Origin of the sequence: Azohydromonas lata NBRC 102462 (genome assembly GCF_001571085.1) — a bacterium.
Lineage (GTDB): Bacteria > Pseudomonadota > Gammaproteobacteria > Burkholderiales > Burkholderiaceae_C > Azohydromonas > Azohydromonas lata.
In genome coordinates, this window is the sequence record NZ_BCTC01000120.1 from 1 (window position 1) to 18395 (window position 18395).

Below are 18395 nucleotides of genomic sequence, written 5' to 3' on the forward strand. Positions count from 1 at the left end.
GAGGCCCATGGGATTGTCAAACAGGTCGGCCATGATGATTTCCGGTGAATGCTTGTGTTGAAACGGGAGTGGAGGTCAGCGCAGGCGTGGGCCGCCGGTGGCGCGCAGGGCTTGCCGCGCACGCTGCGCGCCAGGTGCTCGCCGATGAAGAGGGCAAAGGTGCACATGGTTTGTTGAGCCTGCCGCTTCACCGCGCGGCCAGGTCCAGCGGGTAGCGGCGTCTGGCCTCTTCCGCCGCGCGGCCCACGGCGCCGAAGAGCGCGTAGGCGTCCGGGCGGGCGCCGGCAAAGCGGCGCAACTCCTGCAGCGTCGCCAGGTCCAGGCCGGCCGGTACGCCACGGCGCAACAGCAGCGCGGCCACGGCTTCCAGGCAAACGTTGCCCTGCGTGCCCGGCACCAGGCGGCTGCCGCCCATGCCGGCCAGCGAGGCGTCCAGGTGCGTGACGCCCGCGTCCAGCGCCGCCTGCACGGCGGCGAGTTGGTCGTCATCGCCGCCGTGCAGATGGGCACTCAGCATGCAGCCGCCGGTGGCCTCGCGTGCGCGCCGGAACAGGTCCAGCACCGACGCGGGTTCCGCATGACCGAAGGTATCCGCCAAACCTATCTGGTCCACGCCCAGGGCGACGCACTCGCGCACCAGCGCGAGCACGGCTTGCGGGTCCGTGGGCCCAAGGCGTGCGCAACTGAAGGCCGTGCCTATGCCGGCTTCGATGCGGGTGGCGACGCCGCGCTGCTCGCGCAGGGCGTGGATGCGCCCAAGCTCCCGCAGCATGCCCGCCGCGTCGCGGCCCACGCTGGCGTGGCCGTAGCGGTCGCTCGCGGCCACCGGCAGCGTCACCAGGGCCACGCCGGCGTCGAAAGCGCGGGCCGCGCCCTCGGCGTCGTGCACCTGCACGCACACGCGCAGCGCCGGCAGCGTGGTGGCGAAGGCCACCACCTCGGCCGTGTCGGCCATGGCGGGCAGGCGCTGCGCGTCGGCGTAGGTGCCCACGTCCACATGGCGCACGCCGGCGGCGTAGGCCAGCAGTATCCAGTCGCACTTGAAGGCGGTCGGCACCGGCCGGGCAAGCAGTTGCAGCCCGTCGCGCAGGCCGACTTCGCGCAAGACGACGGGCGATGGCGATGCAGCGGGCGCGGCTTGCATGGCGAATCCTTGGCCGCGGGCGCTCAGCCCACGCGCTCCAGTTGCGAGGCGAACAGCGCAGCGCGCCGGGCGTAGTCCGCCGCGCTGGCTTCGAGCTGCTTCACGTCCTCGTCGCTGAGCTGGCGCACGGCCTTGGCCGGCGCGCCCAGGATGAGGCTGCGGTCCGGGAACTCCTTGTGCTCCGTCACCACGGCGCCCGCGCCCACCAGGCAGTGTTTTCCTATCCTGGCGCCGTTGAGGACCACGGCCTGTATGCCAATGAGCGAGCCCTCGCCAATGGTGCAGCCGTGCACCATGGCCTGGTGGCCTATGGTGACGCGCTCGCCTATGGTGAGCGGATAGCCCGGGTCGGCATGCAGCACGGCACCTTCCTGCACGTTGGACAAGGCGCCTATGGCGATGGGCTCGTTGTCGCCGCGCGCCACGGCCTGGAACCAGATGCTGGCCTGCGGGCCGACGCGAACGTCGCCCACCAGCGTGGCGTCGGGGGCGACGAAGGCGCCGGCCGCGACGCCGGGGGCCTTGTCGCCCAAGCGGTACTGAGTCATGGCCGTTCCTTATTCCATGGTGACGTTGGCGCGCTTGACGATGCGCGCGTAACGTTCCTGCTCGGTGCGGAAGAACTGGGCCGAAGCCTCCGGCGTCATGGGGTTGAGGATGGTCACCTGCTTCTCCATGGCCTGCTTCACTTCCGGCGTGTTGGCCGCGGCGACGAAGGCGTTGTAGAAGCGCTTGACCAACTCCGGCGGCAGCTTGGCCGGCCCCACCAAGGCGAACCAGCCGGCCACGTCCACGCCGGGCAGGCCCTGCTCGGCCACGGTGGGCACGTCAGGCAGCGCGGCGACGCGCTCCTTGCCGGTCACGCCCAGGGGGCGCAGCGCGCCGCTCTTGATGTGGGGCGCGGCCGAGGGCACGGCAACCACGCCGAAGTCCACCTGCCCGCCCACGAGGTCCGTGACCATGGGGCCCACGCCCTTGTAGGGCACGTGCAGCGCCTTGGCGCCGGCCTCGTCCAGCACCATCGCCGCGGCCAGGTGCAGGATGGTCCCGTTGCCCGACGACGCGTAGCTGTAGGCGTCAGGCTTGGACTTGAGGAGGGCAACGAAGTCCTTGACGCTCTTAGCCGGCACGCGGTGGGCGTTGGCCACCAGCACGAAAGGCGTGGCGCCGCCCACGGTGATGGGCGTGATGTCGGCCAGCGAGTCATAGGGCATCTTCTTGTAGATGCTGGGATTGACCGCGTGGTTGTTGGACACCACGCCAAGGGTCAGCCCATCCGGCGCGGCCTTGATGAGGGCCTGCGTGCCCGTGATGCCGCCGGCGCCGGGCAGGTTCTCGATCACCACCGGCTGGCCCAGCGCCTTGGAGAAGGCCGGGCCCATGGCGCGCATGATGGCGTCCACCCCCGAGCCCGTGCCCACGGGCAGGATCACCCGCAGCGGCTTGTCGTTCTGCGCCAGCGCGGGCAGCGCAGCGAGGGCGAATGCGGCGGCCGCACCGGTCACCAGGGCGCGGCGCCCAATTGAAATCTGCATGCTTGTCTCCTGTTGATGTCGTCGTCGGCAGGCGTTGCGGCTTACTCGGCCGTCTCTTTCGCCAGGCGAGCCAGGACTTCTTCGGTGTGCTCGCCCACCTTGGGCAGCGCGTGGCGCACGCCCAAGCGGCGCTCGCCCATGAGCAGCGGCAGCAGCACGGCCTTGGTCGTGTCGCCGTCGTCGGTGGGCATGTCCACCAGGCCGCCGGATTCGATCAGGTGCGGGTCGTTGACCAGCTGGTCCGGCCGCACGATGGGGGCATAAGGCAGGCCGGCGGCCTCCAGCGCGGGCATCAGGTCGGCCACGTGGTGGTGCGCAAGCGTTTCGCCCAACTGCGCCAGCAGTTGCGCGCGCACCGCCACGCGCTGCGCGTTGGTGGCCAGCTCGGGGTCGTTGGCCAGGTCCGGGCGGGCCAGGACGCGGCACAGCGTCTGGAACTGCTTGTCGCTCACGGCACCGATGAAGAGCTGCTCCTCGCCGGCCAGCGTGAAGACGTCGTACACGCTCCAGGCCGACACGCGCGAGGGCATGGGCGGCGGCGGCTCGTGGGTCATGAGGAACTGCTGCATGTGCTGCGAGGCCAGCAGCACGCAGTTCTCGAACAGCGCGCTTTGGATTTCCTGGCCCCGGCCCGTGCGGTGGCGCTCCTGCAACGCGGCCAGCACGCCGATGGCGCCGAACATGCCGCCCATGATGTCGTTGACCGAAGTGCCCGCGCGCAGCGGCCGGCCCTTGGGACCGGTCATGTAGGTCAGGCCGGCCATGTTCTGCACGACCTCGTCCAGCGCCAGCCGCTTTTCGTAGGGGCCGGGCAGGAAGCCCTTGTGCGAAACGTAGATGAGCTTGGGGTACCTGGCTGACAGCGAGGCGTAGTCCAGCCCCAGCTTGGCCATGAGGCCCGGTCGAAAATTCTCCAGCATCACGTCGCACTGGGCGATCAGCTCCAGCGCCGTCGCGTGGCCTTGCGGCGTGTTGATGTCGAGGACGACGCTCTTCTTGTTGCGGTTGAAGCTGCGGAAGAAGCCGATGCCCAGGCCGGGCAGCTTGCGCGTCTTGTCGCCGCCGGGTGGCTCGATCTTGATGACCTCGGCGCCCAGGTCGGCCAGGATCATGCCGCAGGTCGGACCCATCACCATGTGGGTGAACTCGATGACGCGCACGCCTTCAAGCGGCAGGCCGGTGGTGGCGGTGTTGGTGGTGCTCATGACAAGGGTTCCCGGAAAGCGTGGTTCAGGCCGCGGCGGCCGCGGCAGGTTCGAACGTCTTGGGCAGGCCGGCGCGCCACAGCGTGCCGTGCAGCGTCTCGCCCTCCAGCCAGCCGGCCACTTGCGCGCGCAGCGCCAGCAGCCTTTCGATGTCCAGGCCCGTGCCCATGCCCATGCTCTCCAGCATGAAGGCCAGGTCTTCGGTCGCGGCGTTGCCGCTGGCGCCCGGCGCATGCGGGCAGCCGCCTATGCCGGCCAGCGTGGCGTCGAAGCGGTTCACGCCCACCTCCAGCGCGGCGCACACGTTGGCCAGGGCCAGGCCGCGCGTGTCGTGGAAATGGCCGCACCAGAAGCGCTCGCCGGCGATGTCGCGCGCTCGGGCGAACAGCTCGCGCACGTGGCGCGGGTCGGCATAGCCCACGGTGTCGGCGATGCTCACGCGGTCGCAGCCGGCGTCCAGCAGCGCCTGCATGCAGCGCAGCACCTCGGCGGGCCGGACCTCGCCTTGCAGCGTGCAGCCGAAGGCGGTGCCTATGCCGCCTTCGATCAGCGTCTTGCTGCCCGCCGCGTCGCGGGCGGCGCGTATGCGCGCCACCTCGGCCACCACGTCGTCCGGCGTCTTGCGCAGGTTGGCCAGGCTGTGCGCGTGGCTGGCCGACAGCGGCACCAGCAGCAGGTCGGCCTGGGCTTCGATCGCCTTTTCCGCGCCCTTGAGGTTGGGCACCAGCACCGAGGTGAACAGGCCCGGCAGCGCCTTGGCATAAGCCACCAGCTCGGCCGTGTCCGCGAGCTGCGGCAGCGACCTGGCCGGGACGAAGGAGCCGACCTCGATCTCGGTCTGCCCGGCGGCGTGGGCCTCGCGAATCCACTGCAGCTTGCGCGAGGTGGGCACGATGGTCTGAATGCTTTGCAGGCCGTCGCGCAGGCCGACTTCGCGGATCACGACGTTCGAGGGAATAGCGGACATGCGGCTTGTCTCCAGCACCGCCCTGGACAGCGGGCGTTGGACAAGACTGTGAGAGATTCCATGATCTTCCACAAATGGTATTTTGGAAGCGCAGAACTTCCATTTTGGAATCTCTAAACGAGTTGGAGGGCGACAGACGTGAAAGACCTGGACATCAAGTCGCTGCGCCTGCTGGTGGCCGTGTGCGAGCACCAGAACATCAAGCGCGCCGCGGAGCAGTCGCACATCGAGCCTTCGGCCATCAGCAAACGCATCGCGCAGTTGGAAGAGGCCTTGGGCACGCCGCTGCTCATGCGGGGCCGGCGCGGCGTGCTACCCACGCCCGCGGGAGAAGCGCTGCTTCAGCATGCGCGCACGCTGCTGTTCACGCTGGAGCGCCTGGAGCAGGACGTGGCCGCGCTCAGCGGCGGCATCAAGGGCCAGGTGCGGCTGGCGGCTTCGGCCTCGGCCATCGCCGAGACGCTGCTGGACGACGTGGCGGCTTTCATGCGCGAGGCCGAACATCGCGACATCCGCGTGGACATCGAGGAGCAGCTCTCGCGCGACATCGTGCGCGGCCTGCGCGAGGGCACGGCCAGCGTGGGCGTGTGCTGGGACAACGTGGATGTATCGGGCCTGCAGCACCGCCCCTACCACAGCGACCAGCTCGCGCTGGCCGTGCACCCGCAGCACCCGCTGGCTCGCGAGGAGCGCCTGCGCTTTGACCAGACGCTGGGCCACGAGCACGTGGGCCTGCCGCCCTCGGCCGCCGTGCACGCCCTGCTCCAACGCGCCGCGGGGCAATCCGGCGGTGCCGTCGCGTATCGGGCCATCGTCTCCAACTTCGACGCCGCGCTGCGCGTGGTGGCCGCGGGGCTGGCCATCAGCGTCGTCCCCGCGCAAGTGGGCCAGCGCTACGCCGCCATGCTGGGCATACGCGTGCTGCCGCTGGCCGACGACTGGGCCCACCGCCGCTTCATCGTGTGCTTCCGCGACTTCGACACGCTGCAGCCCGCGGCCCGCCGCATGGTGGAGTACCTGCACGCGCGCGCCCAGGAGCCACAGGCCGCACCAGCCTGAACCAGCCCGCCGCACTTTGGAATTCCGCGCATAAGCACGGACGGAATGCGTCGTTGTTGGCGCCCAAGTGCGACTTCTAGACTGCCTTCATTCGAACAATGAAGCAGTCGGAAGATGTCCAACGACAACAGGAATGCCGGCGCCGCCCTGCTGGCCGACCCGGCAGAGGTTGACCGCACAACCGAAGCACTGGCCCACGCGCTGGACGAAACCGCCATCGCCCGCGACCAGCGCGGCGGCCACGCCCACGAAGAGCGCAAGCTCCTGCGCGACAGCGGGCTGCTCAGGCTGACCATCCCGCGCGAGCACGGCGGTCTGGGCCACCCGTATGCGCTGTTCTTCAAGGGCCTGCGCCGGCTGGCGCAGGTGGACAGCGCGCTGGCCCACGTCTACGCCTTCCACCACCTGCAGGTCGCCACCGTGCTGCTGTACGGAACGCCTGCGCAGCACGCCCAGTTCCTGCGGCCCACGGTGGACAAGCGCCTGTTCTGGGGCAACGCGCTCAACCCCAATGACAAGCGCACGCTGGCGACTCCAGCAGGCGACGGCGGCTGGCGCATCCAGGGCCCCAAAAGCTACTGCTCCGGCTCCGTGGGCTCGGACATGCTCACCTTCTCGGCCTGGCACGAGCCCTCGCAGGCCCTGCTGATCGCTGCGCTGCCCAGCCGCAGCGCGGGCGTGACCATACGCAGCGACTGGGACGCCTTCGGCCAGAAGCAGACCGACAGCGGCACGGTGGAGTTCAACGCCGTGCACGTGGGCGACCACGAGGTGCTGGTGCGGCCGGGCACCGTGCTGTCGCCGCGCGCCACGCTGCGCGCGCAGATCGCGCAGCTCATCCTGGTGAACCTCTACGCCGGCATCGCCCAGGGCGCGCTGGCGCAGGGGCTGCGCTACACGCGGGAGTCGTCACGGCCCTTCTTCGCCTCCGGCGTGTTCCGCGCCGTGGACGACCCCTACGTGCAGCAGCGCTATGGCGAGCTGTCCGTGCGGGTGCGGCCGGCCGAAGTGCTGGCCGACATCGCGGCGCAAGGCCTTGACCAGGCCCTGGCCCGCGGCGACGCGCTCACCGCGGCCGAGCGGGGCGACGTGGCCATCGCCGTGGCCCAGGCCAAGGCCGTGGCGCACCGCGCGGCCATCGAGGTCAGCTCCCAGATTTTCGAGCTCACCGGTGCGGGCTCCACCACCGCGCGGCTTGGGCTGGATCGTTTCTGGCGCAACGCCCGCGTGCACACCCTGCACGACCCGCTGGACTACAAGCTGCGCGACTTGGGCCGCCACGCGCTGTTGGGCGAGCACCCGGCGCCGACGTCCTATTCCTGACTCCTCCACACACCCACAAAACGCCATCTCCATGAGCCTCGACATCTTCTGGTTCCTGCCCACCTCCGGCGACACGCGCTACCTGGGCAAGTCCGACTTCGGCCGCCCCGCCAGCAGCGAGTACATGCGCCAGATCGCTGTGACGGCGGAGCACCTGGGCTACGACGGGCTGCTCATCCCCACGGGCGCGTCCTGCCTGGACCCGTGGGTGGTCGCCTCCAGCCTGGTGCCGGTGACGCAGCGCATCAAGCTGCTGGTGGCGCTGCGCACCTCCATCAGCGGGCCCACGGCCTCGGCACGCCAGGCCGCCTCGCTGGACCAGGCACTGCACGGCCGGCTGCTGCTCAACGTGGTGCCCGGCGGCGACGCGGCCGAGCTGGCCGCCGAGGGCGTGCACCTCAGGCACGACGAACGCTACGAGGTGGCCGACGAGTTCCTCACCGTCTGGAAGCGGCTGCTGCAGGGCGAGACCGTGGATTTCGAGGGCAAGCATTTCAACATTCAGGGCGCCAGGAACTTCTTCGAGCCGGAAAGCGCGCCGTACCCGCCGCTGTACTTCGGCGGCTCCTCGCCCGCGGCGCACGAGCTGGCGGCCAAGCACGTCGATGCCTACCTGACCTGGGGCGAACCGCCCGCGGCCGTGGCCGAAAAGCTTGCCGACGTGCGTGCGCGTGCCACCAGGCAGGGCCGAACGGTGCGTTTCGGCGTGCGGCTGCACGTCATCGTCCGCGAGACCAACGCCGAGGCCTGGGCCGCGGCCGACAGCCTCATCAGCCGGCTCACGGACGAGGACATCCAGGCCGCGCAGGCCAACTTCGCGAAGATGGACTCCGTGGGCCAGCAGCGCATCACCGCGCTGCACGGCGGGCGCCGCGACAAGCTGGAGATCAGCCCCAACCTGTGGGCCGGTGTGGGCCTGGTGCGCGGCGGCGCCGGCACGGCACTGGTCGGCGACCCCGAAACCGTCGCCGCCCGCCTCAAGGAATATGCCGACCTGGGCGTGGACAGCTTCGTGCTCTCCGGCTACCCGCACCTGGAGGAAGCCATCCGCTTTGCCGAGCTGGTGTTCCCGCTGCTGCCGGGCAAGCAGCCCGTGACGCTGCGCGACAAGGTGCTCACCGGCGGCGCCTTCGACGTGCGCGCCGCCGGCAAGGGCGGCCAGGCCACCGTGGCGGACGTGCAGCGCAAGGCGGCCTGAGCAGCATGAGCGTCCCCGTCATCGACATGCGCTGCAGGCCGGCCTACCTGCACGACTTCTTCGGCGCCACGCCGGGCAATGCGGCCAACGGCGTCGCGCGCTGGCTCAACCAGCGCGTGGGCACGCGCGGCGACCCGGAGCACTACGCGCGTTCGCGCACGCACGAGGGTTTCATTGCCGAGATCACCGACGCGGGCCTGGCGCAGGCCGTGGTCGTCGGGCGGCACACGCCCTCGCAGCACCTGACCAACGACCGCATCCACGAGATCGTGCGCACCGATGCGCGCCTGGTGGGCATAGGTGCCGTGGAGCCCGCGCTGCTTGGGCCGGCGGCCACGGCCAACGAGATCAACCGTGCCGTGAATGGGCTTGGGCTGGCGGGCGTGGACATCGAGCCCGGCTTCGGTGAGCCCGCGCGGCATGCGGACGATCCGCTGTACTTCCCCGTCTACGAGCAACTCTCGGCGCTGGGCGTGCCGGTGTTTCTCATGTCGGGGCCGACCACGCCGGACCACCGCTTCAACGACCCGGCGCCGCTGGCGCGCGTGGCGGCGGCTTTCCCCCGGCTGCGCATCGTGGCCTTCCACGGCTACTGGCCCAATGTGCAGCAGCTCGTGGGCGTGGCCTTTCGGCACGAGAACGTGTTCCTGGTGCCGGACATGTACCTCTTCCTGCCCGGCAGCGAGGTGATCGTCCAGGCCGCCAACACTTGCCTGGGCGACCAGGTGCTGTTCGGCTCCTCCTACCCCTTCCGGCCCATACGCCAGAGCATCGAGGACGCGCAGCAACTGGGCTTCAAGGACGCCGTGCTGCAGCGCTTCTTCCACGACAACGCGCGCCGCGTGCTTACGCGCGGCACGGCGGCCTGAGCGGGCCCCGGCCTTCACCGCGGGCCGCAGACCACGCGCGTGGAAAGTCAATCCCCGGTGCCGGTCAGCGCCACGTGCGCGCTCCGTGCCGGCCATCAAGGCGCCGCGATGTCCACGCCCTGCGGCCACAGCAGCAGCACGTGGGCCGTCTGTCCGGCCGACACGTGCACCTCGCGCTGCAAGGTGTGGCCGCGCAAGGTGGCGTCCACCTTGTAGTCACCCGGCGCCAGCCGCGCCAGCAGGAAGGGGCCGCTGGCGGTGGACTCCAGCACGCTGCGGTTGCGCGCATCGCGGACGTGCACCGCAACGTTGGCGGCGAACTCCGCATGGGGGCCGTCCTTCACCGCGAACTCCAGCGCCAGCGGCCAGCGCCGCGCCTCCAGCTCCATGGCGCGCGCCTCGTCGTGGCCCACGCCGCCGGTGAGCACCTCCACCCCGCCCACGCGCTGTGCGGCCGGCAGCTCGCCAGCGGCCTGTGCCGCGGTGAGGCCGGCCACGCCACCGGACAGCGCCACGAAGGAAGCCGCGGCGATCCACTTCGCCCATCTCGTCCGTGCCGTCCTTGCAATCCCTGTCGTCCGTTCCATGAACGTGCTCCTGTGATGCGGTGAGCACAGGATCGGCGCCCCGGATTGCATGGCGGCTGCACCCGGCGCAAAACAAGTTTCAAGTGCAACGTCCGATGCAACCGCCCAAGGCCACCGGCAAGGCGCTCAGCCCACCTTCTGCCGCTGGTTCATCCCCAGCGGCGGCGGCCGGCGCAAGGCGCGGTCCACCGCACGCGCCAGCTCCGCGCGCTCCAGCGGCTTGTGCACGACCTGCAGCGCACCGGCGGCTTCGGCGCGGGCCTCGAAGTCCGGCCCGCCGAAGCCCGTGGCGATGAGCACCGGCAGTTCCGGGCGCAACTGCAGCAGCCGCTGCGCCAGCTCCACGCCGGTTAGCCGCGGCATGGCCTGGTCGCTCACCAGCAGGTCGAACTCGCCCGGCCGGGCCGTGAACACGCGCAGCGCTTCCTGCGCATCGCTGAAGCCGCGCGGCTCATAGCCCAGCTCGGCCAACTGCTCCTCCAGCAGCTCCACCAGCGCCGGCTCGTCATCCACCACCAGCACCACCTGTCCCTGGCCGCGCGGCACGTGGCTGTCGTCGCCGGCCTCCATCGCCACGGCCTGCGGTGCCAGCGGCAGGTACAGCTCGAAGCACGCGCCCTGCCCAGGGCGCGTGTGCACGTCGATAGCGCCGCCCATGTCGCTGACCACGCCATGCACCACCGCCAGCCCAAGCCCCGTGCCACGCTGCGGGCCCTTGGTGGTGAAGAAGGGCTCGAACAGGTGAGGCAGCGCTTCGGCCGCGATGCCGGTGCCCGTGTCCGCCACCGACAGGCGCAGCCACGGGCCCGGCGCCAGCAGCCCCTGCCACAGCGCGCGCGGCTCGCTCACCGTTTCCTGCGCCAGCGTGATGCACAGCTCCCCGCCGCCGGGCATGGCCTGCAGCGCGTTGTTGCAGAGGTTCATGGTCGCCTCGAACAGCGCCGTGGAGTCGCCCAGCGCCACGGCGTCCGGCGCGCCCAGCTCGCGCCGCACCTGCACCTGCGCCGGCACGGAGGCGCCCAACAGGTCCAGCACCTCCTCGATGACCGGCTGCACGCGGAAGGGCTGGCGCACCCGCGCGCCGCTGCGGGTGAAGGACAGCACCCGCTCCACCAGCGACTTGCCGCGCCGCCCGGCCTGCAGCACGTGGTCCAGGTGGCGCGCGATGGGCGAGCCCTCGGCCACCGCCTCGCGCGCGCGCTCGCTCCAGCCCAGCACCGCGGCCAGGATGTTGTTGAAGTCGTGCGCCACGCCGCCGGCCAGCGTGCCCAGCGCCTCCAGGCGGCGCGCGCGCTGCAGCTGGTCGTCCAGGCGGCGTGCCTGCTGGTCGGCGGCCACCTCGGCGCTCACGTCGTAGGCCGTGCCGACGAACAGGCTCAGCGCCCCGTCCCCATCGCGCAGCGACCGGCCGCGCCAGCGCACGTGGCGCCAGGCGCCTGCGCCGGCGTCCACGCGCAGCGTGAAGCTGAACTCGGCCGAGCGCCCGTCCAGGTGCGCCTGCATGGCCTGGCGCAGCGGCGCCACGTCGTCGGGGTGTATGCCGTGCAGGGCGGCGAGCGCCTCGCCCCGCGGCGCGGGCTCGTCCGGTGCCAGCCCCATGAGCTCCTTCATGCGCGGCGACATGTAGGTCTCGCCCGTGGCCAGGTCCCACTCCCAGGCGCCTTCGCGCGCGGCCTGGAAGGCGTAGAGGGCGCGCTCGCGCTCCGCGGCCAGCACCGCCTCGTTGGCGCGGCGCCACTGCTGCTCGCGCGCGTTGCGCAGGCTCAGGCCCAGCGTCACCAGCAGCGCCGAGGCCACGAAGGCCGCCACCAGCCGCGCGTGCTCGCGCCAGCCCGCCAGCACGGCCGAGGCGTCGCGCGTGACCACCAGCAGCAGCGGGGCGCGCTGCAGCAGCCGCGGCGCCACCAGCCGCCGCCGCTCGCCCTCCTCCACGATGCGCGCGGCCTCCGGATCCGGCTGCTCCCACAGCGCCCGCGACAGCGCCGGCGGCAGCAGCTTGGCGCTGTTCTCGCCCGGCCCGTCGGAGAGCACGCCGCCGTCGCGCCGGTAGATGCCCAGCCCCGTGTCGCGCGTGGGCGCGCCGCGGGCAAAGCCGGCATCGAGAAACTCCGGGTCGGCCAGCAGCACCACCAGGCCGACGAAATGCCCGTCCTCCGACAGCCAGGGCCGCGACAGCGGGATGACCGGGTCGTCCAGCCCCGGGACGTACTGCGGCAGCCCAACGTACAGCCCCGCGCCGCCGGCCTTGCGCGCGTGGCGGAAGTAGGTGGCCGCGGCGTGGCTGGCCACGGCCAGCACGGGGCGGTTGGAGGCGGCCACCTCCAGCCCTTGCGCGTCCAGCACCAGCAGCTTGCGGAACATGGGCAGCGCCGAGGCGCGCGTGCGCAGCGTCTCCTGCGCGTGCGGGCTGCCGGGGACGATGGCGCCGCCGGCGAGCTCGTCCACCGTGGCGCGCAGCGTGGTGTCGGCCACGGCCAGCGTGCCGTCGGCCTGCGCGGCCAGCGCCGAGGACAGCGCGTCCAGCATGCGCAGTTCGCTCTCCAGGCTTTGCTGGCGCAGCGTCAGCAGGCTGAAGGCCACCCAGGCCGCGATCAGCAGCGATATCGCCAGCGCCAGCAGCATGCCGCGCTGGCGCGCCACGTCGCGCCAGCGCGGCGGCGGCACGGCCGCGCGGCGGGCGTAAAGTCCCGTTTTGTGACCGCTCGGTGCCGTCATGGCCCGTCCATGCCGCAGCGTCGGCGGTCGCGCACGATCAAAAACACATCCATGGCCATGCCAGCCTTTCCTGCCGGAGGACTGCGGTGCAAACGGTGCAAACGGTGCAAGAGCCTGTCCCCACGGGCCCGGTGAATCCGCCCCACATTCTGGTCGTCGACGACGACCCCGCCCTGCGCGAGCTGCTCGCGGGCTATTTGGGCGACAACGAGTGCCGCGTGACGGCCGTGGCCGACGGCCGCGCGCTGTTCGAGGCCTTCGACCGCGAGGCCATCGACCTGGTGGTTCTGGACCTGCGCCTGCCCGGCGAGGACGGGCTGATGCTGGCGCGGCGCCTGCGCGAGCGCGCGCCGGTGCCCATCGTCCTGCTCACCGGCAAGGCCGAGGAGGCCGACCGCGTCATGGGGCTGGAGTTGGGCGCGGACGATTACGTCACGAAACCCTTCAGCCCGCGCGAGCTGCTGGCGCGCATACGCGCCGTGCTGCGCCGCTACCGGCTGCCGGCGCAGGTGGCGGCGGTGCGCGACGAGCAGCGCCGCGCCTTTCGCTTCGCCGGGTGGGAGTTGAACTTGCGCACGCGGCGCCTGAGCGCGCCGGACGGGCGCCGCATCGAGCTCAGCAACCAGGAGTTCAACCTGCTGGCCGCGCTGTGCGCCGCGCCGCAGCGCGTGCTCAGCCGCGACCAGTTGCTCGACCTCTCGCGCCTGCACGGCGCGGAGGTCTACGACCGCACCATAGACGTCCAGATCCTGCGGCTGCGCCGCAAGCTGGAGGCCAACCCCTCGCAGCCGGCGCTCATCCTGACCGAGCGCGGCGCGGGCTACCTCTTCGCCGCGCCGGTGGAAACGCTGTACTGAAGCGCGGTGGCGGCGCGGGCGGGACTTCAGTCCCACCCGGGCACGGTGTCCTGCCAGGCCCGCTCTTCGGCCTTGGAGTCCTTGCGCTGCCCCTGCTCCGAGCGCAGTTGCGTGCGCGCCTCGGCCAGATCGGCGAGGTCGGGCCTGCGCCCGCGCACCGGCGGCGGCGCAGGCTGCACCAGGCGCATGAGCAGCCAGGCCAGCGCCGTGCCGCTGGCCAGCGCCACCCACAGCTTCCAGGGCTGGCCGGCATGGTCCGGCGAGGGCAGCGCCACCGAGAAGGGCGAAGCCAGCGCCGTGGAGTCGAGGGCCTGGTGCAGGGCCTGCACGGCCTGCGCGTCGGCAAAGGGCAGCCCGGGCGCCAGGCGCTCGGCGGCGGCCAGCTCCTCGCGGGCCGGGTCGCGCTCGCCCTGCCGCGCCCGCAACTCGGCCGCGACGAAGTGCACGCGGGCGTCGGCCGGGTGCAGGTGCAACTGCTCCCCCACCACCTCCTGCGCCTGCTCCACGCGGCCGGCACGCAGGTCGCTTTCAGCCCGCTCCAGATCCGCGGGCATGTTGGCCAGCGCCGCCAGCGCGGCGCAGGCCAGGGCCGCGGCCACGGCTCGCTTGCCGCTTGCACTCATGCCACTTGTGCTGTCCATCGTGAAATCCTCCCTGAGTGGGAATTACTGGATGCGCAACGCCGCGTCGTGGGCGGGGAGCGCTTGGTCCAGGGAAGCGGCATCCGGCTCCAGCGGCGGCGTGGCCTGGGGATGGTCGGTGAGCAGCTGGTCGAGCTGCAGCAGCACGCCGGGGTCGATCTGGAAGGCAAAGCTCGCCAGCTCCTGCACCTGCTCGGCGCTGAAGGGCTGCGCGTCGTCCAGCGACACGTTCAGCGAGACCCCCGGCCCGCGTTGCAGGAAGCCGCCGAACGCGCCGGAGGCCACGCCCGCCAGCGCCAGCGGCCCGCAGGGCTGCAGCAGGCAGGACAGGAGTTGGGCGCGCAGCGCCAGGTCGGCCTGGTCGTAGGCCTGGGCCACCAGTGACGGCAGCGCCTGCGCGGCTTCCGCGGGGGTCCAGGCAGGGCACAGGGCTGCGCCGGGCTGAAACAGCAGCTCGCGTGCATCAGGGCGTGATTGCATGGGGCTTCTCCTTTCAAGGCTCGGAGACTGGAGCTTGAAGGGCGGCCCGCCAGGGGCGATGACGCGGGCGGCGCGGCAAATTACATCTGCAATGCAGGCGTCAGAACCCCGCCTCGCGCCAGAACACCGCCACGGCCGAGCGCAGGTAGCGCCAGCCGGGCGAGGCCCAGTCGCCGTGGATCACGACCTTGCCGCGCCAGGACTGCGCGGCCAGCGCGCCCGCCTCGCCGGCGAGCTTGAAGGTCACGCGGTAGATGCCGTGCTCGGGATAGAGCTGGCCATGCTTTTCGCGCACCAGCACCGAGCCACCCAAGGTGGCGGCCAGCTCCGGCTCCGGCAGGGTGCGCGCGGCATCGGCCTCCACGCGCTCCACCTGCAGCGGGACGAAGGGCCCTTCCAGCCCGTCCGCGTAAAAGCGCGCCTGGTGGCCGGGGGCAATGCGCGCCACGTCCTCGCCGTCCAGGTAGGCCACCACGGTCTGCCCCTTGTCCGACACCAGCCGCGCCAGCGGCTCGCGCTGCATCAGCCAGTCACCCGGGCGCAGCTCCGGGTCCAGGTCGCGCAGCACGCCGTCGAACGGCGCCACCGGCGCATAGCGCGCGGCGTCGGCCTCTATGGATTGCCACTCGGCCTCGGCCGTGGCCAGTTGCTCCTGCAGCACCTGCCACTGCACGCGCTGCTCGGCGTCGAAGGTGCCGGCCGTCACCTGCCAGCGCAGCTTCTCCAGCTTGGCCAGCGTGGCCTTGCGCCGGCCCTCCAGGTCTTCGGAGTCCAGCCGCATCAGCACCGTGCCGGCGGCCACGCGCGTGCCCTCGGCCACCGGCAGCTCGGCCACCTGGGCATGCGCGGGCGCATAAAGAATCGTCTGCTCCAGCGGCCGCAGCAGCGCCGCGGCCGAGATGCGCGTGGGCAGCGGCACGGCCAGCAAGCCCAGCAGCACCCCGGCCAGGCCCATCGAGAACCAGGCGCGGCGGCTGCGGCGCAGTTGCGGCCAGCGCTCGCGCCAGGCCTTGAATTCGCTGAAGAAGGGCATGAGAACGAACCAGCCGATTTCGACGATGAACAGCAGGATGCCCACCGCCTTGATGAAGAAGGCATAGACCAGCGCCGCGATGCCCAGGAACACCGTCAGGCGGTAGATCCAGGTCGCGTAGGCGAAGGCGATCAGCCCAACGTGGCGCCGCCGCGTGAAGTGCTCGGGAAGGGGCTCGCCCAGCTTGAACAGCCGCTCGCGCAGGTCCCAGCGCGCCAGCGCGAAGGCGCGCTGGTGCAGGTTGGGCATCTCCAGCCAGTCGGCCAGCAGGAAGTAGCCGTCAAAGCGCATGAAGGGGCTGGCGTTGATGGCCAGCGTGCTCACCCAGGTGGTGGTGGCCAGCAGGAAGGCCATGTCCCGCGCCGTGCCCTCAGGCAGCAGGCCCCAGGCCAGCGTCGCCCACACGGCAATGGCCAGCTCCGTGAGCACGCCCGCCCCGGCCACCTGCAGCCGCTGGCTGCGCCGCGTGAGCCGCCAGACCTCGTTGGTGTCGGTGTAGGCCACGGGCCACATCACCAGGAAGGCCACGCCCATGGTGGGCACGCGGCATCCCAGCCGCTTGGCCGTGACGGCATGCCCAAGCTCGTGCAGCACCTTCACCACCGCCAGCGTCACGCCATAGGCAAGCATGCCCTGCCAGCCGAGCTTGTCCACCAGCGTCGAGGCGAAGCGCTCGCCCTCCCGGTACACCTCCATCAGGCCCAGCGCCAGCGCCGCCAGCGTCAGCCACAGGAAGCGCGCCGAGTAGAAGAAGCCCAGGTGCGGCGCCAGCCGCGAGAGCCAGCGGTCCGGCCGCACCAGCGGGATGCGGAAGAACAGGTAGCCGTGCAGCAGCTTGTGCCCCAGCGAGCCCTGGCGCGCCTGCAGCCGGCGGGCCAGCTCCGGCGCCGAGCCCGGCTTCACCTGCAGCAACTGGTTGTCGTGCAGGAAGCGGTACACCGCCTCCAGGTCCGGCGGCTCCAGCGCCAGCGTCGTCTCGCCGCGCACGGCGGCCACGATGGCGCCCGCATCCCCCAGGTGCCAGCGGCTGAGCACCTGGAAGGTGGCCCAGTCGAGCTGGAAGAACAGGTTGCGCACCGGGTCGTGCAGCGTGTGGCTGGGCTGGCCATCGGCCAGCGTGGGCCCGGGCAGCAGGTTCAGCTCTTCGCGCAGCGCAGGCAGCATCACATCCCCACGGCCTGCCGGATGGTGGCCAGCGGACGGCGCAGCATCCAGTAGGCCAGCGGCGCCCACTGGCCGCTGATCTTGGCCGTGCCCTTGAGGCCCACGCGCTGGCCGCTCGTGCCCTCCAGCGTCGCACGCAGCCGGTAGGCGAAGCTGCCGTCAGGCCTGGCCACGGCCTCGTGCGAGACGTAGCGCACCTTGGCCGACAGCGAGGACAGCGGGCTGGCCGCCAGGTACAGGCTCACCGGCGCGTCGGCGGGCAGCGGGATGGCGTCGCCCAGGGGCACCCAGGCCTCCACCTCCATGTCGCCGGGCGCGGCGATGCGCAGGATGCGCTCGCCCGTCTGCACCGGCTTGCCTATCCACTCGGAGGGATCGTCGAACAGCGCGATGCCGTCCTGCGGCGCCGGCACGCGCGAGCGCTGCAACTGGCTGGCCAGGTACTCGGCCTCGGCGCGCTTTTCCTCGATCTTGCCCTGCAGCAGCGCCAGTTGCGCCTTGGACTTGCTGTCCGACACCGCCTGCTGCGCGTACTGGCGGTACTCGGCCTCGGCCGTGGCCAGCGATTGCGCGGCCACCTCGGCGCGGGCCTGCAGCGCCGCCTCGTCAAAGCCGAACAGCGGCTGGCCGGCCTTGACCTGCTCGTTGGGCTGTACGTGGAACTGGCCGACCACGCCGTCTATGGGCGCGCGCACCACCGCCGGGTGCGCCGGCACTAGCTCGCCCGGCGCCAGCACCGACACCCGCACCGGGCAGGCCAGGACAGCCAACACCGCCGCGGCCAGCACCGTGCGGCGCTGGCGCCACCAGGGCAGCTGCGGCCGCCGGGCCAGCGCCGCGGCCGTGCGCCGGCGCAGCACGCCCAGCTTCCACGGCGACGGGCTGTGCAGCGCCAGCCAGGCGTGGCGCCAGGTGTCCACCCACTCCTCCAGCACGGCCCGGCCTTCGCGCGTCCAGGGCAGGTCCGCGGCCAGCAGCAGGCCGCCGCCGGCACCGGCTGCGCCTTGGCCCGGATCCGCCACGGGGCCGGCAAAGGGCAGCCACAAGCCGTAGGCAGGCAGCCAGTCGGCCCATTCCACGGCTTCGTCCCCGGGGAGCGAGTTGGCATCCACAGTGGTGGCCGCGTCGCGCGGCAGGCCGCGGCACACCCGCTCCAGCCACTGCACGTAAGGCGCGTTGGCCTCGGGCTGCACCACGCCGGAGAGGCATTTCACGCCCTCGTCGGCCAGCCACAGCGCGCCCTGGCGGTAGGGCTGCAGCGCGATGCTGTCGTTGACAAGCAGGAAGGCCAGCTCCTCGGCACTTTGCGCGGCGCGGGCCCGGCGCGCCAGCTCCAGCAGCAACAGCAGCGGGTCGGCCGCCGGCCTCAGGTCTGCCTGGTTCATGTCTTGGGTTACTCCACTGTCCACCCCGGACAATCCGGGGGAATACCGAGATGCTGAAGAGATTTGGGCGCCCTTGGCCGAGCCGGCGCCGCGCATCCGCGCATTAGTTCCGGCAGCCCGCGATGGCGAGCGGGCACCGGGGCCGGGCGCCGCGGTCCGGGCCCGCGGACGCTGCGGCGGGCCCGGACCGGCCCGCGTCAACGTCCGCCGTGCATCAGCCCTTCACCAGGTCC

At 71.7% G+C, this 18395-nt stretch carries 16 protein-coding genes; 5 read left to right on the forward strand and 11 right to left on the reverse strand.

Annotated features, from left to right (window positions below; all coding sequences use genetic code 11):
- Positions 1-187: 187 nt before the first annotated feature.
- From ALA01S_RS26265 to ALA01S_RS26285, 5 genes are read right to left on the reverse strand one after another with little or no spacing between them, the layout of a single operon-like run.
- A complete protein-coding gene (locus ALA01S_RS26265) occupies positions 188-1144 on the reverse strand; it encodes a hydroxymethylglutaryl-CoA lyase-like TIM-barrel protein (RefSeq protein ID WP_084267970.1) in 957 nt (318 codons plus the stop codon).
- Between the two features lie 23 nt (positions 1145-1167).
- A complete protein-coding gene (locus ALA01S_RS26270; protein WP_066342258.1) occupies positions 1168-1692 on the reverse strand; it encodes a gamma carbonic anhydrase family protein in 525 nt (174 codons plus the stop codon).
- 9 nt (positions 1693-1701) lie between these two features.
- The gene (locus ALA01S_RS26275; protein WP_066342259.1) at positions 1702-2679 is read right to left on the reverse strand and encodes a Bug family tripartite tricarboxylate transporter substrate binding protein; all 978 of its coding nucleotides are present in this window, start codon (positions 2677-2679) and stop codon (positions 1702-1704) included.
- Between the two features lie 41 nt (positions 2680-2720).
- Positions 2721-3884 carry a CaiB/BaiF CoA transferase family protein gene (locus ALA01S_RS26280; RefSeq protein WP_066342260.1) on the reverse strand — a complete coding sequence of 388 codons (1164 nt, stop codon included), beginning with the start codon at positions 3882-3884 and terminating at the stop codon, positions 2721-2723.
- A gap of 25 nt (positions 3885-3909) precedes the next feature.
- A complete protein-coding gene (locus ALA01S_RS26285; RefSeq protein ID WP_066342261.1) occupies positions 3910-4851 on the reverse strand; it encodes a hydroxymethylglutaryl-CoA lyase in 942 nt (313 codons plus the stop codon).
- 138 nt (positions 4852-4989) lie between these two features.
- Between ALA01S_RS26285 and ALA01S_RS26290 the strand changes: the two genes are divergently transcribed.
- The 4 genes from ALA01S_RS26290 (at position 4990) to ALA01S_RS26305 (ending at position 9300) form a co-directional block, all read left to right on the forward strand.
- On the forward strand, positions 4990-5910 hold the full coding sequence (locus ALA01S_RS26290; protein WP_066342262.1) for a LysR family transcriptional regulator: 921 nt from the start codon (positions 4990-4992) through the stop codon (positions 5908-5910).
- Positions 5911-6024: 114 nt separating this feature from the next.
- On the forward strand, positions 6025-7233 hold the full coding sequence (locus ALA01S_RS26295; RefSeq protein ID WP_084267971.1) for an acyl-CoA dehydrogenase family protein: 1209 nt from the start codon (positions 6025-6027) through the stop codon (positions 7231-7233).
- Positions 7234-7264: 31 nt separating this feature from the next.
- Entirely contained in the window at positions 7265-8431 is a 1167-nt protein-coding gene (gene ssuD / locus ALA01S_RS26300) for an FMNH2-dependent alkanesulfonate monooxygenase (RefSeq protein ID WP_066342263.1), read from the forward strand.
- A 5-nt stretch (positions 8432-8436) separates the two neighbouring features.
- Positions 8437-9300, forward strand: coding sequence for an amidohydrolase family protein (locus ALA01S_RS26305; RefSeq protein WP_066342264.1), 864 nt, complete (start codon positions 8437-8439; stop codon positions 9298-9300).
- Between the two features lie 95 nt (positions 9301-9395).
- On the opposite strand, the gene ALA01S_RS26310 is transcribed toward ALA01S_RS26305, so the two are convergent.
- Complete coding sequence (locus ALA01S_RS26310; RefSeq protein WP_157119288.1) at positions 9396-9887, reverse strand: peptidase associated/transthyretin-like domain-containing protein; 492 nt, start codon at positions 9885-9887, stop codon at positions 9396-9398.
- Positions 9888-10013: 126 nt separating this feature from the next.
- On the reverse strand, positions 10014-12602 hold the full coding sequence (locus ALA01S_RS26315) for an ATP-binding protein (RefSeq protein ID WP_066342266.1): 2589 nt from the start codon (positions 12600-12602) through the stop codon (positions 10014-10016).
- Positions 12603-12706: 104 nt separating this feature from the next.
- Between ALA01S_RS26315 and ALA01S_RS26320 the strand changes: the two genes are divergently transcribed.
- On the forward strand, positions 12707-13459 hold the full coding sequence (locus tag ALA01S_RS26320) for a response regulator transcription factor (RefSeq protein WP_169806018.1): 753 nt from the start codon (positions 12707-12709) through the stop codon (positions 13457-13459).
- A 26-nt stretch (positions 13460-13485) separates the two neighbouring features.
- On the opposite strand, the gene ALA01S_RS26325 is transcribed toward ALA01S_RS26320, so the two are convergent.
- The 4 genes from ALA01S_RS26325 to ALA01S_RS26340 all read right to left on the reverse strand — a co-directional run bounded on the left by ALA01S_RS26325 (position 13486) and on the right by ALA01S_RS26340 (position 18162).
- Positions 13486-14100, reverse strand: coding sequence for a tetratricopeptide repeat protein (locus ALA01S_RS26325; protein WP_157119289.1), 615 nt, complete (start codon positions 14098-14100; stop codon positions 13486-13488).
- 24 nt (positions 14101-14124) lie between these two features.
- Positions 14125-14580 carry a hypothetical protein gene (locus ALA01S_RS26330; RefSeq protein WP_066342269.1) on the reverse strand — a complete coding sequence of 152 codons (456 nt, stop codon included), beginning with the start codon at positions 14578-14580 and terminating at the stop codon, positions 14125-14127.
- A gap of 100 nt (positions 14581-14680) precedes the next feature.
- The gene (locus tag ALA01S_RS26335; protein WP_174548661.1) at positions 14681-16777 is read right to left on the reverse strand and encodes a site-2 protease family protein; all 2097 of its coding nucleotides are present in this window, start codon (positions 16775-16777) and stop codon (positions 14681-14683) included.
- Positions 16777-18162, reverse strand: a complete 1386-nt coding sequence (locus ALA01S_RS26340) for an efflux RND transporter periplasmic adaptor subunit (protein WP_066342270.1) — start codon at positions 18160-18162, stop codon at positions 16777-16779. Before ALA01S_RS26340 ends, ALA01S_RS26335 begins: the two co-directional genes overlap by 1 nt.
- Between the last annotated feature and the right edge of the window lie 233 nt (positions 18163-18395).

Coding starts and splice junctions, on each gene's coding strand:
- ALA01S_RS26265 (WP_084267970.1), bottom strand. CDS start 1,144: ATGCAAGCCGCGCCCGCTGCATCGCCATCGCCCGTCGTCTTGCGCGAA.
- ALA01S_RS26270 (WP_066342258.1), bottom strand. CDS start 1,692: ATGACTCAGTACCGCTTGGGCGACAAGGCCCCCGGCGTCGCGGCCGGC.
- ALA01S_RS26275 (WP_066342259.1), bottom strand. CDS start 2,679: ATGCAGATTTCAATTGGGCGCCGCGCCCTGGTGACCGGTGCGGCCGCC.
- ALA01S_RS26280 (WP_066342260.1), bottom strand. CDS start 3,884: ATGAGCACCACCAACACCGCCACCACCGGCCTGCCGCTTGAAGGCGTG.
- ALA01S_RS26285 (WP_066342261.1), bottom strand. CDS start 4,851: ATGTCCGCTATTCCCTCGAACGTCGTGATCCGCGAAGTCGGCCTGCGC.
- ALA01S_RS26295 (WP_084267971.1), top strand. CDS start 6,025: ATGTCCAACGACAACAGGAATGCCGGCGCCGCCCTGCTGGCCGACCCG.
- ssuD (WP_066342263.1), top strand. CDS start 7,265: ATGAGCCTCGACATCTTCTGGTTCCTGCCCACCTCCGGCGACACGCGC.
- ALA01S_RS26305 (WP_066342264.1), top strand. CDS start 8,437: ATGAGCGTCCCCGTCATCGACATGCGCTGCAGGCCGGCCTACCTGCAC.
- ALA01S_RS26310 (WP_157119288.1), bottom strand. CDS start 9,887: ATGGAACGGACGACAGGGATTGCAAGGACGGCACGGACGAGATGGGCG.
- ALA01S_RS26315 (WP_066342266.1), bottom strand. CDS start 12,602: ATGACGGCACCGAGCGGTCACAAAACGGGACTTTACGCCCGCCGCGCG.
- ALA01S_RS26325 (WP_157119289.1), bottom strand. CDS start 14,100: ATGGACAGCACAAGTGGCATGAGTGCAAGCGGCAAGCGAGCCGTGGCC.
- ALA01S_RS26330 (WP_066342269.1), bottom strand. CDS start 14,580: ATGCAATCACGCCCTGATGCACGCGAGCTGCTGTTTCAGCCCGGCGCA.
- ALA01S_RS26335 (WP_174548661.1), bottom strand. CDS start 16,777: ATGCTGCCTGCGCTGCGCGAAGAGCTGAACCTGCTGCCCGGGCCCACG.
- ALA01S_RS26340 (WP_066342270.1), bottom strand. CDS start 18,162: ATGAACCAGGCAGACCTGAGGCCGGCGGCCGACCCGCTGCTGTTGCTG.